Raw genomic sequence first — 14,602 nt, 5'->3', positions numbered from 1 at the left:
AGCAAGTCGGATTTTTTTTGTTTTAGCCTATTTTGCCTTTTCTGGTAATATACGTAGAGGCGCACAGCTGTGCGTCTTCGATCAATTCACATAAATTTCTATAAAAATAAATATTGATTTATTGTAACAATCCCGAAACTGATTTTTAATAATAAAGCACTAATTTTGCAGTTCCCAAACAAATCTTCCATGAAAAAAATAGTATTCTTTTTCGCCATTTCTCTTTTTTTATCTCATAACCTATTTGCACAAACAAAAACTGAGGCTTCGACTATTTTTGCAAAATCATACGATTATGTAAATGATTTCGAAAAAATCCTTACGCCAAGTCAAATTAAGGATTTAAACGAATTTTTGAAAGCAAACGAAACAAAAACCAAAAATAAAATTTTGGTTGTAACCACATCTTCTATAACGCCATATACAGATTTAACCGATTATTCATTGGATTTGGATAAATATTTAGTTTCTAAATTAAATATCGATACCACAATTTTAATTGTAGTCAGCAAGAAATTAAGACAAATTCAGGTTCAGGGAATTGATCGAATCCGCTCTAAAATGAGCGATCAGGAAATGAAGGATATTATAGCGACTTATGTCGTTCCCGAATTAAAAAAAGGTGACTATTACAAAGGTTTACAGCAAGGTACGCGCCAGCTTATAAAAAAACTGGAATAAAAAAAGAAAATGCAGATTAAGAAAAATAATATTAAACATCAACCAACTTTGACAAAGAAGTTTCTAAAGCAATTGCAATTTCATGTAAAGTATAAATTGTCGAGTTAACTTTTCCGTTTTCGATTTTTTCAATAGATTGGCGGTCTTTTTTACATGCTCTTGCTAAGTCAGACTGGCTCCAACCTTTTTTCTCTCGAAGTTCAACAATTCGTTGACCAATTTTCTTTTTTAGAATATCCCGTGTCATAAAACAAATGTCGGACTATTTGTTGATAACTTTGTCATACAAAAATATGACAAATGTTTTTTGTTTGTATATTTGTCATACAATTATACGACAAATGAAAAACTCAAGAAAACTAAAAATTCATACAAAACACGAAGCCAGAGCTTATAAAAACACAACGATTCCGGTAATTAAACTTCAAGGCAAATGGCTTAATAAACTGGGATTCAAAGAAGGGCAAATGATAAACATAGAACAAGAGATAAACAGGCTGACAATCACAATTGAAAAAGAATAGAAATAATCTTATTTTTTCATTCAACAAAAACTAAAACATATATTTTAATAACTTTATGGCTAAATAAAAAGTCATGAAAGAAATATACGTTGTTGAATTTCCATCAAACTTAGGTTTAAAAGAACCTCAACCCGGAAAAGAACCAGGCGTAAAACGATTGCCTGACTGGTTATGGAAACACAATTTGCATAAAGCAATCAATCCTAAAGATACAATACGACTTGATGCACCCAAATATTCTAATCGTAAAGATCCAGAAACCAATATTTTAAACGCAAATTCGTTAGTCGAATATGCGAGGGAACAAGCTTATTTAATCAATAATTTATTGACACAAAACAAATTTCCGTTTATACTTGGAGGCGATTGCAGCATACTTTTAGGTCCGGCAATGGCGCTAAAACAAAAAGGCAATTACGGATTATTTTACCTCGACGGTCACACTGATTTCATGGACGTTTCTTTATCCTCAACCGGCGGCGTTGGCGGAATGGCAGCATCCATAGTTACCGGAAACGGACACGAAAAACTTACTAATATTCTCAATTTATCTCCTTATATCAAAGAAGAAAATCTTTGGTGTGTAGGCAATCGCGAATATGACGATGAATACGAAAACGAAATCAGGAATTCTACCGCTACTTATATCAGTCTCGCTGCATTACGAAAACAAGGCATTTCAAATCGCATAAAATCATTTCTTTCAAGCGTTGAAACCAAAAATCTTGACGGATTCTGGCTTCATATCGACGTCGATGTTTTAAACGATTTCATAATGCCGTGCGTAGACAGCCGAACGCCGGACGGTCTTACGTATGAAGAATTTAATGAACTTACCTCCTATTTGTTTCAAAGTGAAAAACTTAGCGGATTAGAAATCACAATTCTCGATCCTGATTTAGATCCTACAGGACAATACACAAAAGATTTTGTCACTAATATCACCACGACTTTTAACTCATTTCGAAGATAAATAGTTTTTATTTGGGCATGTTTCGCTGCCTCTAATCTGGCTATTCGCTGCAAATCCTTGCACTTCCTTCGTCAGGTTGTGGGCTTTCCACTGCTATCTCAACGCCATTATGTTAAGAGAAAATCAATAATGTTATGGTGAATAAATCTCGCGCAAAATCGCAAAGATTTGTCATTTCGACTCAGGAGAAATCTCCGCAACTAACTCCGCAAAGCAAATCCAATCTTTGTAGAGCTTCTTGCGGAGATTTCTCCTGCGTCGAAATGACAATATTGTGTTTAAACTTTGCGTCTTATCGCCTTTGCGAGATTAATTTTATTCTAAAAAGCTTAACTTAATGACATTGACTGCTATTCCTAACGCAAACCCATTTTTATAAGAATAACTGTTTTTTATTTAATTTTTCTTATTTTAAAAAAAACATTCTGGCTCTAAATAACTTATATAGACATCGCAAAAGAATAAGAAATGGATTATCACAATTGAAAAAGAATAATTATTTTAGACGCTTTAAAACAAAATTATGATCGGAATTCTTGTTGAACTTATCATTTCCTGGCTATTACTTTTGTGGTTTGACAGATCCAATTTATCCGTTTTAGGTTTTAAATTAACGCAAAACCGAGCTTTCAATTTTCTGTATGGTTTTATTATGGCTTCGCTTTTTTGTGTTTTATATTATGTTTCAACTTCAAGTTTATCAAACACGCATTATCTTGTAAATAACGATTTTAAAACCGAACAATTTTTAAAAAGTTCCTGGTGGGTTTTAAGTTCTGTTCTGTTTGAAGAGCTTCTTTTTAGAGGTGCTTTACTTTATATTGCCATTAAAAAATTCGGAATCAAATGGGCTTGTATTGCTTCTGCAGCAGCTTTCGGGATTTATCACTGGTTTACATTTGGAGCGTTGGGAAATCCGGTACAAATGGCAATCGTATTTTTTATGACCGGAATTTGGGGACTTATGTTTGCTTTTGCTTATGCCAAAACAAAATCGCTCTATCTCCCAATCGGGTTGCATTTGGGTTGGAATCTTATCAATACTATTGTGTTTTCAAAAGGACCATTAGGACATCAATATTTAATTATTGACAGTGATAAAAAGTTAGAAGGAATTTTATCTTTGGTATTCTTTATTCTTCAAATAATTGGATTGCCCATTTTGACTTATTTCTATTTGAGAAAATATAATACGGGTGATATTCCAGAACAAGCAAATGAATAAGAGAAATTATTAATTTTTAATTGTACTTTAGTTTCATTCAAACTAAATCCTGAGTCATGATTAGAAAAATTTTAATCTTAGTTGTATTCGTAATAACGTCAACAGCTTTTGCACAAGAAAATACTTTTAAAATTCCTGATTATAAAGCAATTGAAAAAGAAATTCAGGACAAAAAATCTTCGTATTATTATCCAAAATTAATGGAAAGATATGTAAGTAATGATACGCTTTTAACCAACGAAGAGTATCAGCATTTGTATCTTGGTTATGTTTTTCAGCCCAAATACAATGCTTTTTGGAAATCTCCTGACGAAGAAAAACTTCGCGAATTTTATGGTAAAGAAGAACTTGAAGAGACAGATTATGACGAAATCATAAAACTTGCCAATCATTCTTTGAGCGATTTTCCGTTTGATTTGAAACAATTGAATTTTCTGGGTTATGTTTATCACCTAAAAGGAGATGACAAATCTGCTGATGCGGCTTCTTTGAAATTTCATAGTATCCTGAATGCCATTTTATCTTCGGGTGACGGAAAAAAGTGCGAAACCGGATTTCATGTCATAATGGTTGAGCATGAATATATGCTTTTGAATGTTTTCGAAGTCGAATCTAAATCGCAGTCTTTAGTGGGAAATTGTGATTATCTGAGCTTCGAAAAAGGCAAATATAATGTTGACGGCATTTATTTTAATATCGAAAAAATGCTCGAAAACGAATCAAAATCCCTGAAATAGAAAATTGATTTACTTCAGATGAAAATCATTCCAGTTAGAAATAGTGACTATGATTCTTTAAGAAAATTATACCTAAAAGAAAGACGGGCAACTTTTTCGTGGCTCAAACCATCCGAATTCCGCCTGAAAGATTTTGAAAAAGATACACAAGGAGAATCGATTTTGGTTGCGCTTGAGAATGAGATTCCTATTGGATTTATTTCAATCTGGATGCCCAACAAATTCATTCATCATTTGTATATTGATCAACAATTTCAGCATAAAGGCATTGGAACGCAATTATTAAAAGCAGCGATTCAGCAAACTAATCTTCCTATTTCTTTAAAATGTCTGGAGAAAAACACAAAAGCCGTTGATTTTTATAAACGAAAAGGCTTTGTTGAGAAAGAAAGAGGTTTATCAGAGCATGGGGATTATATCTTGTTTGAGTTGTTAGAAATGATAAATTAGTATTAATTTCGCAAAATAAGTATCCTCCCATTCGTTTAATTACGAAATACAATATGAAAAAAACCTTAACACTGCTTTTATCTTTTTTAACTCTATCAACATTTTCACAAAATAAAATGCGTCCAATTAATGAATTAATAAACGAGAATGATTCCGGTTGGCCTTACGTAAAAGAATGGATTGATTCTGCGACAAATAAAGTTGAAATTCTTTCTGTCGATAATCAAAAAGCTAAAGAAGCTTTATATAATACTCAGGTAACAACACGTTCTCCAATGGGCGCAATTGTTTATATGACTGGCGGAATTTTAATCGATAATGGTTGGATTAGAATTCTAGGATCTGGAAATGATAAGCTAAAAAGAACATTACCCGATTGGAATCTAAACAAATCATATAAAGAATTTGGACAACCTGCTTCCTTTTTACTAATAGCGGATGATGCAATTGGTGGCTTTTTCATCTTAAATGGTGGTGCACTGGGAAATGATTTAGGAAAGATTTATTATTTTGCGCCGGATAGTTTAGAATATGAACATCTTGACTTAACTTATACTGAATTTCTAACCTTTTGTTTTAATGGCGATATTAATAAGTTCTACGCAGATTTCAGATGGAAAAACTGGAAAGAAGATATCTCTACATTAAGCGGCGATCAGGTTTTTAACTTTGTCCCTTTTTTGTGGACAAAAGAAGGTAAAAACATTGAGAAATCATCTAGAAAAGCAATTCTAGTTGAAGAACAATATACTTTAAATATTGATTTTAGAAAACAACTTGATAAATGAAACAATAAAATCAAATAATCCCTTAAAATCAAACATTCCCCACATGAATTCATTAACAAAAAAAGACATTGACAAACCTATTGGAGGTTTATTTTTTATGATTATCAACACCGCAATCTGGACTTTTATCGCCGAGTATTATCTGGAAAACAGAGATTTAAAAATTATTGGAATCCTTTTAGGATTAATCATTGCGAGCTTTTTATATTTCTATTTTACGTTTACAAAAGTTCAAAAAACATTACCGGAAACTACAATCGAAAAAACTGCCGAAGAAAAAAGCAAAGAAAAATGGTTTATGATCATCTTTGGTTTAGAAGGTTTAGGAATCTTGCTTGCCAAAAATATTTTGATGAACATGAATCACGACGAATTGTTTATTCCGTTTTTTGCTTTGGTTGTTGGTTTGCACTTTTTTCCGTTAGCCAAAATATTCAACCGTACTTTTGATTATTATATGGGCACCTGGACTTGTTTATTTGCGATTCTTGGTCTTTATTTAATAACTCAGAAAACGACAACTGTAAATCTGGCAAATGTCGTGGTAAGTTTAGGATGTGCAATTGCTACCATTTCTTACGGTACCAGAATGATTATTGAAGGAAGAAAGCTGTTGAAAACCGAAACTAAATAAATCAATTTTAAACACGAATTTCATTAATTACCACAATTGTCCGTGAAGTTAATTTCACCATCTACGTTGACCATTGATTTGTGGAAATTCGTAAAATTCGTGTTTGTTTTTTATACTTATGCCCACACAGTAAAAATGGAAGTGATATCTTTTTTTCTGCTCAAATAAAAACTCAAACTTTCCTTATTTTCATTGGATTTAAATACATTTTTAAAAAGCTAAAAACTTTTAAAAGACAAATATTTTTTACTTTTAAATAAAAATTTATCGTTTATCAATAAATTTATTTACATTTGTCTTGTATATATTTAAAACCAAAATATTATGTCAACAAATTCAACCCTCATTTTGAAAACCCTGAACGTTGTTTCATGGATTACTTTTATTGGAGCTTGTTTAAAAGCGGGATCACTTTTAGTGTCTTATTTTATAACGATGTATTATCCGGAAATTGCAGCAAAAAATTTAGCAATAGGTTTAGACTTATCGCAACTAAAAGCCTATGATTATGTAGATTATACCATAATGGTTTTCTGTATTATCGTAATTACGATTTTTGAAGCATTGCTGTTTTATACCTTAATTCAAATTTTCATGAAAATAAATATGGTTAGTCCTTTTCACGAAACTATTGGCAAATTAATTAAAAAGATGAGTGCATTTGCTTTGATTATTGGAATTTTCAGTAAAGTAGTAGTATCTTATTCTGAAAAATTTATTGCGCTGAAAATACCTCTTCCAAATATTATGGAGCATATTGGACTTGGAGATGCTTTTTTATTCTTTGCCTTGATCTTGTATTTTATTTCTCAGCTTTTTGCGAGAGGCATTCAATTACAAAATGAAAACGAATTAACCATATAAAACATGCCAATAATAGTAAACTTAGATGTGATGATGGCGAAAAGAAAAATGTCATTAAACGAACTTTCGGAGAAGGTTGACCTGACGTTGTCGAATCTTTCGATTTTAAAAACAGGCAAAGCAAAGGCAGTTCGGTTTAGTACGCTTGAGGCTATTTGTAAAGTTCTGGATTGCCAGCCCGGAGATATTCTGGAATTTGTAAAAGAATAATATAAAGGTTTAGGATTTAGAATATAGCTGCTTCGTTCCAAGCAATGACGTATTTTTTTATCATTTCGAACGAAGAGAGAAATCACATCCGGAAGTCGACAAAGATTGGCTTTTCTTTACGGAATTTCCAGTGCGATTTCTCCTTTCGTTCGAAATGACAAGATTGGGTGAAATCCAAATCATGATTCCAAGAATCTAAAGTCTAAAATCAAAAAAACCTGTCTCATTCAGCCCTTAAAATTGTCTTTTAAACATCCTAAGTTATTGATTATTAGAAAGTATATTTGTTATATTAATTTCTAAATTCAAATAAAATGAGTGCATCAGATTTTACCACAACCATACTAGTCGATCAATCTCCTGAAGAAGTTTTTAATGCCGTTACGAATGTTCGTGGCTGGTGGTCAGAAGAAATTGAAGGAAATACAGCAAAACTGAACGATGAATTTGATTATCATTATGAAGATGTTCACCGCTGCAAAATAAAGCTGATTGAAGTAATTCCGAATCAGAAAGTGGTTTGGCTGGTTGAAAAAAACTACTTTAAATTTACGGAAGATGAAACCGAATGGACGGGAACAAAACCAACTTTTGAAATTTCTGAAAAAGACGGAAAAACCGAACTTCGTTTTACACATTATGGTTTGGTTCCGGATTATGAATGTTTTGATATTTGCAAAGATGCGTGGACAACTTATATTCAGAAAAGCCTAAAAAACCTCATTACCACAGGCAAAGGAACGTCAAATGGCAAAGACAAACCCCAAACAGAAAATGAAAAGAAACTAAGCCAAAAATAACATTCAAAAACTATTTTTAGACTAAGACGAAAGTAGATTTGGCTAAAGCTATTCGTTTGTTGTTGCGCAACTTTGTATCAACAAATAAATAGAACGATGAAAATTATAATTACAGGTTCTTTAGGGAACATCAGCAAACCATTAACTACTGAGTTAGTGCAAAAAGGACATCAGGTTACCGTAATTACCAGCGATGCCGAAAAACAAGGTACAATTGAAAAATTAGGCGCTAAAGCAGCGATTGGATCTGTTGAAGATGTAGCATTTCTTGCAACGGCTTTTACAGGCGCAGATGCTGTTTATTGCATGATTCCGAGAGCAAACTACTTTGATCCTAATCTTGATTTGGACGCTTTTACGCGTAAAATTGGAAATAATTATGCCGAAGCAATTACTAAATCAGGCGTAAAACGTGTGGTGTTTTTAAGCAGTATTGGAGCGCATTTAAAACAAAATTCGGGAATTATTTTGCGTTATCGTGAGATCGAAGATGTCTTGAACACATTGCCAAATGTTGGAATTACGTATATGCGTCCAACTTCTTTTTTCTATAATTTGCTGGCTTACATTCCGGTTATAAAAAATCGCGGTTTTATTGCTGCTAATTATGGTGCGGATAAAATGATTCCGTGGGTTTCTCCAAATGATATCGCAGAAGCTATTGCAGAAGAAATAGTAACTCCGCTTGACGGAAGAAAAATTCGTTATGTAGCAAGCGAAGAATTAACGGGCCACGAAACTGCCAAGATTTTAGGCGAAGCAATTGGAAATCCGGATTTAAAATGGATTTTAACAACCGATCAGGAAACGCTGGATGGTTTAATAAATGTTGGAATGCAGCCAAAAATTGCTGAAGGTTTGGTCGAAATGTACGCCGGACTTTACAACGGTTCATTAGGCGAAGATTATTTGCAAAATAAACCTGCTGAAATGGGAAAAACAAAACTGGCAGATTATGCAAAAGAATTTGCGGCTGTTTACAACCAAAAATAAGTACCTTAGACTATGGCAAATCAGCAACCACATAGAATAAAAAGTATCAGCGAATTTCATGAATTTAGAGATTTGCCTAAACCGGAACATCCTTTAGTGAGTGTTTATAATTTTGAAGATCTTAAACACCTCAACGAAAATGAACCTAAAAGTTTGATGCTTGATTTTTACTCAATTGCATTAAAACGACATGCTAATGCAACCATGCGTTATGGTCAGCAGGAATATGATTTTAAAGAAGGTGTTTTGCTATTTATTGCGCCAGGTCAGGTTTTTTCTATAGAAGGAAATGCAGAATTACAGCATACAGGATGGTCCTTATTGGTCCATCCTGATTTTTTGTGGAATACACCGCTTGCCAAAAAAATAAAACAATACGAGTATTTTGGCTATTCGGTTCATGAAGCGCTGCATCTTTCGGATAAAGAAGAAAAAATGATTATTAATATCATAAAAAATATCCAAAACGAATATCAATCGAATATTGATAAATTCAGTCAGGATGTGATTATTGCCCAAATTGAATTGCTGCTTACCTATTCTGAACGTTTTTACAACCGCCAGTTTATCACCAGAAAAATCAGCAATCATCAAATTCTGGCACGTTTAGAAAATTTACTTGATGAGTATTTCAGCAGTGATTTCCTTTCGAAAAAAGGTTTGCCAACGGTTCAGCATATTGCCGAAAGTTTAAATGTTTCTCCCAGTTATTTAAGCGGATTATTGAAAATGCTTACTGGTCAAAGTACGCAACAGCACATTCACGATAAACTGATTGAAAAGGCAAAAGAAAAGCTTTCGACCACAGATTTATCCATAAGCGAAATCGCGTTTGAACTGGGTTTTGAGCATCATCAATCCTTTAGTAAATTATTTAAAACGAAAACAAATGTTTCGCCTCTGGAATTCAGGCAGTCTTTTAATTAATATATTTGATATTCAAACGCTGTAATTATGTCTTCTTTCAAAATGTACCATCAGGAATTTGATCCTCCGCAAGAACTGCAGGATGCTATAAAATGTTTTTGGTACAACAAAAAAAACGCGCAGGAACAAGAATCCAGTTTCGAGGTAATTCCGGATGGTTACGCCGAAATTATTTTTTATTTTAAAAGTCATCTCAGCATTTCTTATAACGACGTTTTACAGCCATTACCATCACCTTTTGTCATAGGATTACTCAATCAGCCGGCAATTTTTGACTCAAACAATACCTTAGAAATAATTGGCATAAGATGTTTTCCCTGGACCGTATTTGATTTACTCGAACTTCCTTCCGGCAAAAATGGCGTACAAGAATTTGATCATCCTATTGTGCATCTTCAATCTAAATTGAATGAATCAATTGATGCCAAAAAAATAGAAGAAGCAATTGATCTAATAAAACAATTTTTTCTAAATACAAAATCAAATGTTGCTGCTCATAATATATTATCTAAAGCAGGAACTGCCATGAGAGAAGCAAACGGAATTATCCCAGTCAGTGAGATCGCCGCAGCGGCACATGCAACGGTACGTACGCTGGAGAGAAATTTCAAACAATCCTCTGGCTATAGTGTCAAAGATGTTTCGGGTTTAATGCGTTTTGAACAGGTTCGGAATCAATTATTGCTTGACCCTAATACCAATATTGCAGGTTTGGCTGATGAATTGGGCTATACAGATCAATCGCACCTCAGTCGGGAATTTAAGCGTTACAGCGGCACAACTCCGGCAGCATTTGCACGAAAAACAAAGAAATAGTGCATCAGTAACAATTTAGTTTTTATAGAATCTTAAATTGTATTGATCTTTTAAATTAAAAAAAGATTTTACTCAAATTAAAAATCCTTTCATCAAAGAGCTATAATTTTTCCTAAATTCGTAGGAATAAAACTTAGATTTATGAATCCGATTTTAAAGAATACACTGGCTGTAATAATTGGCCTTTTTGTTGGAAGTGTTGTCAATATGGCTATTATTTTAATGAGCAGTTCCGTTATTCCGCCGCCAAACGGTGCTGATGTTACAACTATGGAAGGATTAAAAACGACCATGCATTTATTTGAGCCAAAACATTTTATTTTTCCGTTTCTGGCACATGCAATTGGAACTTTTGCAGGAGCTGTAACAACGGTTTTAATAGCTTCGAATCATAAAACAAAACTGGGTTTAATCATTGGTGCTTTCTTTTTATTGGGCGGAATCGTGAATACTTATACATTGCCTTCTCCCCTTTGGTTTACAATTATTGATCTGGTTTTTGCTTATATTCCGATGGCGTATCTGGCTATAAAATTATGCTCTAAAAAGAAGAAAAAAGTACTCATCTAGTTTCAATAATTTGAAAGATGGGCGAGAAATCATACCGATTTAGACGAAAAAGAATTTGAAAAATCAGGTATTGATCTTACCAAAATAAAATCAGAAGATTTATAAATATATTTCAAAATTCGGGAGTTTTTTACGTGTAATGATACTGTTAAATTTCATAACTTAGTTAGCTTTTAAATTTTAAAATCATGACTAAGAAAGAAATCGCTCAGGACTTTTTGAAACTCGCCGCAAACGGGCATTCCCATGAAGCATTCCGACTTCATGTTAGTGAAAAATTCAAACATCATAACGCCTATTTTAAAGGCGATTCAGATACTTTGATGCTCGCCATGGAAGAATCTACAAGAACGAATCCCAATAAAGTTTTTAAAATTCACCATATTCTCGAAGATGGAAATCTGGTCGCCGTACATTCGCATTTAAAACAAACTCCAACCGATATTGGTTTTGCTGTAGTTCATATCCTTAAATTTAAAGAAGATAAAATTGTAGAGCTTTGGGATTTAGGACAAGCAATTCCGAAAGAACCTCTTAATGAAAATGGAATGTTTTAGGTTAGTTTTCAGTCGCAGCATACCGTTTTAAGTCTCAGTATACAGCACAAGCTTATCATTGAGACTGAAACTTGAAACAAAAAAATTAAAAAAACCAATGAACCTTACTTCCAGAATAACCTTTTTACTTTTCTTTATTTTTATATTTTCTAATTTCAATTCTTTCGCTCAAAACAAAGACAATTATTCTGGTCAAATTGATAGCTTAATAAATAGTATTGAACCAAAATTTAACGGAACTATTTTAATTACTCAAAATGAAAAAAAGCTTTATTCGAAAGCTCAGGGTTTTGCAAATTTCAAAAACAAAAAACCTTTAACAATTAATACACAATTCGAAATCATGTCGAATAGTAAACAAATTGCGGCCGTTTTGATTTTGTTAGAAGTAGAAAAAGGTAAAATTAATTTGCAGGATCCTATTAAAAAATATTTACCTGAACTTACTCAAAGCTGGACAGATTCTGTAACAATTCATCAGTTATTGAATCATACACATGGAATTGTTGATTTGCAAAAACCACTTGCTTTTAAACCCGGAACCGATTTTAAATATGGAAATATAAGTTATAATCTTCTTGCAAAAATTGTCGAATTCTCTTCTAAAAAAAGTTATAGCCAAATGGCAAATGCGCTTTTCAAAAAACTGGAGATGAAAAACACTTTTTGTTATTCTAAAAGTAAAAGGCAAAATCTGGCAACAGGATATATCAATAAAAATGACGTTTTAGATCCAATGAAAAATAGTCAGATTAATGATGAAAGTTTGGGCGCTGACGGAATTATTTCGACCGTAAATGATTTAGCAATCTGGAATAACAATCTCCATAAAGGAAAAATCCTTAAACCTGAATCGTATAAATTAATGACCCAATATAATATTCTGGCGCAGCACAATGTTTTTGGGAAAGAAAAAGTAGGTTATGGATATGGAATCAGAATTATCGATAAAGAACCCATAAAATATATTGGTCATACGGGTCTTGGCGATGGATTTTCTTCAGTAAATTTGTATTTCCCTGAAAAAGATATCAGTTTAATTGTTCTGGAAAATCAAATGAATGACAATCCTGATTTATTCTATTTATCTGAGATTAAAATCAAGGAAATTCTCTTTAAAAGTAAAGTATTGGATCAAAAATAACATACAATGCCAAAAAATAAAACCACCGAAACAGAAAGCAGCGTTATTGATTTTATCAATAATACGGTTGAGGATGAAACAAAACGAAATGATGCTTTTGAACTCATCAAAATAATGCAGGAAGTTACCGGTTTTGAACCCAAAATGTGGGGGCCAAGTATTATTGGTTTCGGAAGTTATCATTACAAATATCCCAGCGGACACGAAGGCGATGCACCGCTTGTTGGTTTTTCGCCAAGAAAAGCTGCCATCTCACTTTATGCCTATGCAGCAGCCGAAAGAAAAGAAGAATTGCTTTCGAAATTCGGAAAACATAAAGCTTCAAAAGGCTGTATTTACATTAAAAAATTAGCAGATATTGATGTCGAAATCCTAAAGAAAATGATTTTAATTTCTGTAGAACACTTAAATAAATTATATCCCCCAAACTAAAATAATGATCACAACCTTACTAATAATTGTTCTTTTCGCCATTGCATTTTATGTCTTTTTACAAGATCCAAGATTCGGAAAAAAACCTTCCGGAGAAAGATTAGCCTTAATTCAAAAATCGCCTCAATATAAAAACGGAAGATTCGAAAACGAAAATTTTACCCCGGAACTCGCAGAAGGTTACGGTTACTTTAATGTAATTTCTGAATTTCTATTTAAAAAAGTAGACAGAAAAATTCCGACTGATAGCATTCCGTCCATAAAAACCAATTTGCCTGACCTTTCCAAAGACCAGGATATTCTGGTTTGGTTTGGACACTCTTCGTATTTTATTCAGCTTAAAGGAAAACGTTTTTTAATAGATCCCGTTTTTAGCGGAAACGCCTCACCTATTGCCGGCACAACAAAAGCCTTCAAAGGAACTGATATTTATACCGTTGACGATCTTCCTGAAATTGATTATTTGTTGATTACCCACGATCATTACGACCATTTGGATTATAAAACTATTTTAAAATTAAAACCAAAAGTCAATACAATAATTTGCCCTCTTGGCGTTGGTTCCCATTTTGAATTCTGGGGATTTCCAGTTCAGCATATTATCGAAAAAGACTGGCATGAAAAAATAGAACTTGACCAGAATTTGACGCTTTATACCACTCCGTCAAGACATTTTTCGGGCAGAAGTTTTAAGCGCTGCAACACGCTTTGGACGTCTTTTGTTTTAGCAACCAAAGACTTCAAAATGTATTTGGGCGGCGATAGTGGTTACGATTCTCATTTTGCAGAAATTGGCAAAAAATACGGTCCTTTTGATATTGCGCTTATCGATAATGGCCAATATAATCCGGCGTGGAAATACATTCATAATTTGCCGGAAGATGTTATAAAAGCCATGAAAGATTTAAATACAAAAAGAGTATTTCCGGTTCATTCGTCTAAATTTTCATTAGCGCTCCATTCCTGGGATGAACCTTTGATAAAAGTAACCGAATTAAATGCTGCTTCAGAAAATCCAATTCCGCTGATTACGCCAATGATTGGTGAATTAGTTGAATTGAAAAATGAAAAACAAGAGTTTAAACAATGGTGGAAAGGGGTTAAATAAATTTTAGATTGCAGATTTTAGATTGCAGATTTTAGATTATAGACTTTAAATTATGACTGAAATTTGAAAAATACGTTTAGTTTGTCGTTTCGACTCAAGGAGAAATTATATCAAAAAATCTCGTTGCGAAGGATGGATTAAAATCCATCCCTAAAATATGATACGTTCC

At 33.0% G+C, this 14,602-nt stretch carries 20 protein-coding genes; 19 read left to right on the top strand and 1 reads right to left on the bottom strand.

Annotated features, from left to right (window positions below; genetic code table 11):
* Nucleotides 1-189 precede the first annotated feature (189 nt).
* Nucleotides 190-681 carry a TPM domain-containing protein gene (locus ACZ0AH_RS07555; protein ID WP_463475202.1) on the top strand — a complete coding sequence of 164 codons (492 nt, stop codon included), beginning with the start codon at nucleotides 190-192 and terminating at the stop codon, nucleotides 679-681.
* A 31-nt stretch (nucleotides 682-712) separates the two neighbouring features.
* Here ACZ0AH_RS07555 and ACZ0AH_RS07550 read toward each other — a convergent pair whose 3' ends face one another.
* The gene (locus tag ACZ0AH_RS07550) at nucleotides 713-928 is read right to left on the bottom strand and encodes a helix-turn-helix domain-containing protein (RefSeq protein ID WP_463475201.1); all 216 of its coding nucleotides are present in this window, start codon (nucleotides 926-928) and stop codon (nucleotides 713-715) included.
* A 94-nt stretch (nucleotides 929-1,022) separates the two neighbouring features.
* On the opposite strand from ACZ0AH_RS07550, the gene ACZ0AH_RS07545 reads away from it, so the two are divergent.
* From ACZ0AH_RS07545 to ACZ0AH_RS07460, 18 genes are all read left to right on the top strand, one after another.
* A complete protein-coding gene (locus ACZ0AH_RS07545; RefSeq protein ID WP_463475200.1) occupies nucleotides 1,023-1,205 on the top strand; it encodes a SymE family type I addiction module toxin in 183 nt (60 codons plus the stop codon).
* Nucleotides 1,206-1,278: 73 nt separating this feature from the next.
* Entirely contained in the window at nucleotides 1,279-2,178 is a 900-nt protein-coding gene (locus tag ACZ0AH_RS07540) for an arginase family protein (RefSeq protein ID WP_463475199.1), read from the top strand.
* A 523-nt stretch (nucleotides 2,179-2,701) separates the two neighbouring features.
* A complete protein-coding gene (locus ACZ0AH_RS07535; RefSeq protein WP_463475198.1) occupies nucleotides 2,702-3,403 on the top strand; it encodes a lysostaphin resistance A-like protein in 702 nt (233 codons plus the stop codon).
* A 56-nt stretch (nucleotides 3,404-3,459) separates the two neighbouring features.
* Entirely contained in the window at nucleotides 3,460-4,140 is a 681-nt protein-coding gene (locus ACZ0AH_RS07530; RefSeq protein WP_463475197.1) for a DUF4919 domain-containing protein, read from the top strand.
* An 18-nt stretch (nucleotides 4,141-4,158) separates the two neighbouring features.
* On the top strand, nucleotides 4,159-4,590 hold the full coding sequence (locus ACZ0AH_RS07525) for a GNAT family N-acetyltransferase (RefSeq protein ID WP_463475196.1): 432 nt from the start codon (nucleotides 4,159-4,161) through the stop codon (nucleotides 4,588-4,590).
* 116 nt (nucleotides 4,591-4,706) lie between these two features.
* Nucleotides 4,707-5,378 carry a DUF2625 domain-containing protein gene (locus ACZ0AH_RS07520; RefSeq protein ID WP_463475195.1) on the top strand — a complete coding sequence of 224 codons (672 nt, stop codon included), beginning with the start codon at nucleotides 4,707-4,709 and terminating at the stop codon, nucleotides 5,376-5,378.
* A gap of 43 nt (nucleotides 5,379-5,421) precedes the next feature.
* Nucleotides 5,422-6,012, top strand: a complete 591-nt coding sequence (locus tag ACZ0AH_RS07515; protein ID WP_463475194.1) for a hypothetical protein — start codon at nucleotides 5,422-5,424, stop codon at nucleotides 6,010-6,012.
* A gap of 324 nt (nucleotides 6,013-6,336) precedes the next feature.
* Nucleotides 6,337-6,876 (top strand): DUF2975 domain-containing protein, encoded by a 540-nt coding sequence (locus ACZ0AH_RS07510; RefSeq protein ID WP_463475193.1) that lies wholly within the window; start codon nucleotides 6,337-6,339, stop codon nucleotides 6,874-6,876.
* A gap of 3 nt (nucleotides 6,877-6,879) precedes the next feature.
* Entirely contained in the window at nucleotides 6,880-7,086 is a 207-nt protein-coding gene (locus ACZ0AH_RS07505; protein ID WP_463475192.1) for a helix-turn-helix domain-containing protein, read from the top strand.
* A 314-nt stretch (nucleotides 7,087-7,400) separates the two neighbouring features.
* Nucleotides 7,401-7,886, top strand: coding sequence for an SRPBCC family protein (locus tag ACZ0AH_RS07500; protein ID WP_463475191.1), 486 nt, complete (start codon nucleotides 7,401-7,403; stop codon nucleotides 7,884-7,886).
* 96 nt (nucleotides 7,887-7,982) lie between these two features.
* Nucleotides 7,983-8,879, top strand: a complete 897-nt coding sequence (locus ACZ0AH_RS07495) for an NmrA family NAD(P)-binding protein (RefSeq protein WP_463475190.1) — start codon at nucleotides 7,983-7,985, stop codon at nucleotides 8,877-8,879.
* 12 nt (nucleotides 8,880-8,891) lie between these two features.
* Entirely contained in the window at nucleotides 8,892-9,806 is a 915-nt protein-coding gene (locus ACZ0AH_RS07490) for a helix-turn-helix domain-containing protein (RefSeq protein WP_463475189.1), read from the top strand.
* A 27-nt stretch (nucleotides 9,807-9,833) separates the two neighbouring features.
* A complete protein-coding gene (locus tag ACZ0AH_RS07485; RefSeq protein WP_463475188.1) occupies nucleotides 9,834-10,622 on the top strand; it encodes a helix-turn-helix domain-containing protein in 789 nt (262 codons plus the stop codon).
* A 141-nt stretch (nucleotides 10,623-10,763) separates the two neighbouring features.
* Nucleotides 10,764-11,192, top strand: a complete 429-nt coding sequence (locus ACZ0AH_RS07480) for a hypothetical protein (protein WP_463475187.1) — start codon at nucleotides 10,764-10,766, stop codon at nucleotides 11,190-11,192.
* A gap of 188 nt (nucleotides 11,193-11,380) precedes the next feature.
* The gene (locus ACZ0AH_RS07475; RefSeq protein WP_463475186.1) at nucleotides 11,381-11,749 is read left to right on the top strand and encodes a nuclear transport factor 2 family protein; all 369 of its coding nucleotides are present in this window, start codon (nucleotides 11,381-11,383) and stop codon (nucleotides 11,747-11,749) included.
* A 97-nt stretch (nucleotides 11,750-11,846) separates the two neighbouring features.
* The gene (locus ACZ0AH_RS07470) at nucleotides 11,847-12,893 is read left to right on the top strand and encodes a serine hydrolase domain-containing protein (protein WP_463475185.1); all 1,047 of its coding nucleotides are present in this window, start codon (nucleotides 11,847-11,849) and stop codon (nucleotides 12,891-12,893) included.
* 6 nt (nucleotides 12,894-12,899) lie between these two features.
* Nucleotides 12,900-13,325, top strand: a complete 426-nt coding sequence (locus ACZ0AH_RS07465; RefSeq protein ID WP_463475184.1) for a DUF1801 domain-containing protein — start codon at nucleotides 12,900-12,902, stop codon at nucleotides 13,323-13,325.
* Nucleotides 13,326-13,329: 4 nt separating this feature from the next.
* Nucleotides 13,330-14,433, top strand: coding sequence for an MBL fold metallo-hydrolase (locus tag ACZ0AH_RS07460; protein WP_463475183.1), 1,104 nt, complete (start codon nucleotides 13,330-13,332; stop codon nucleotides 14,431-14,433).
* Nucleotides 14,434-14,602 lie beyond the last annotated feature (169 nt).

The organism is Flavobacterium sp. AC105 (assembly GCF_979258495.1).
Note: the sequence above shows the minus strand (reverse complement) of the source record. Positions and strands in the feature narration are given on the sequence as shown.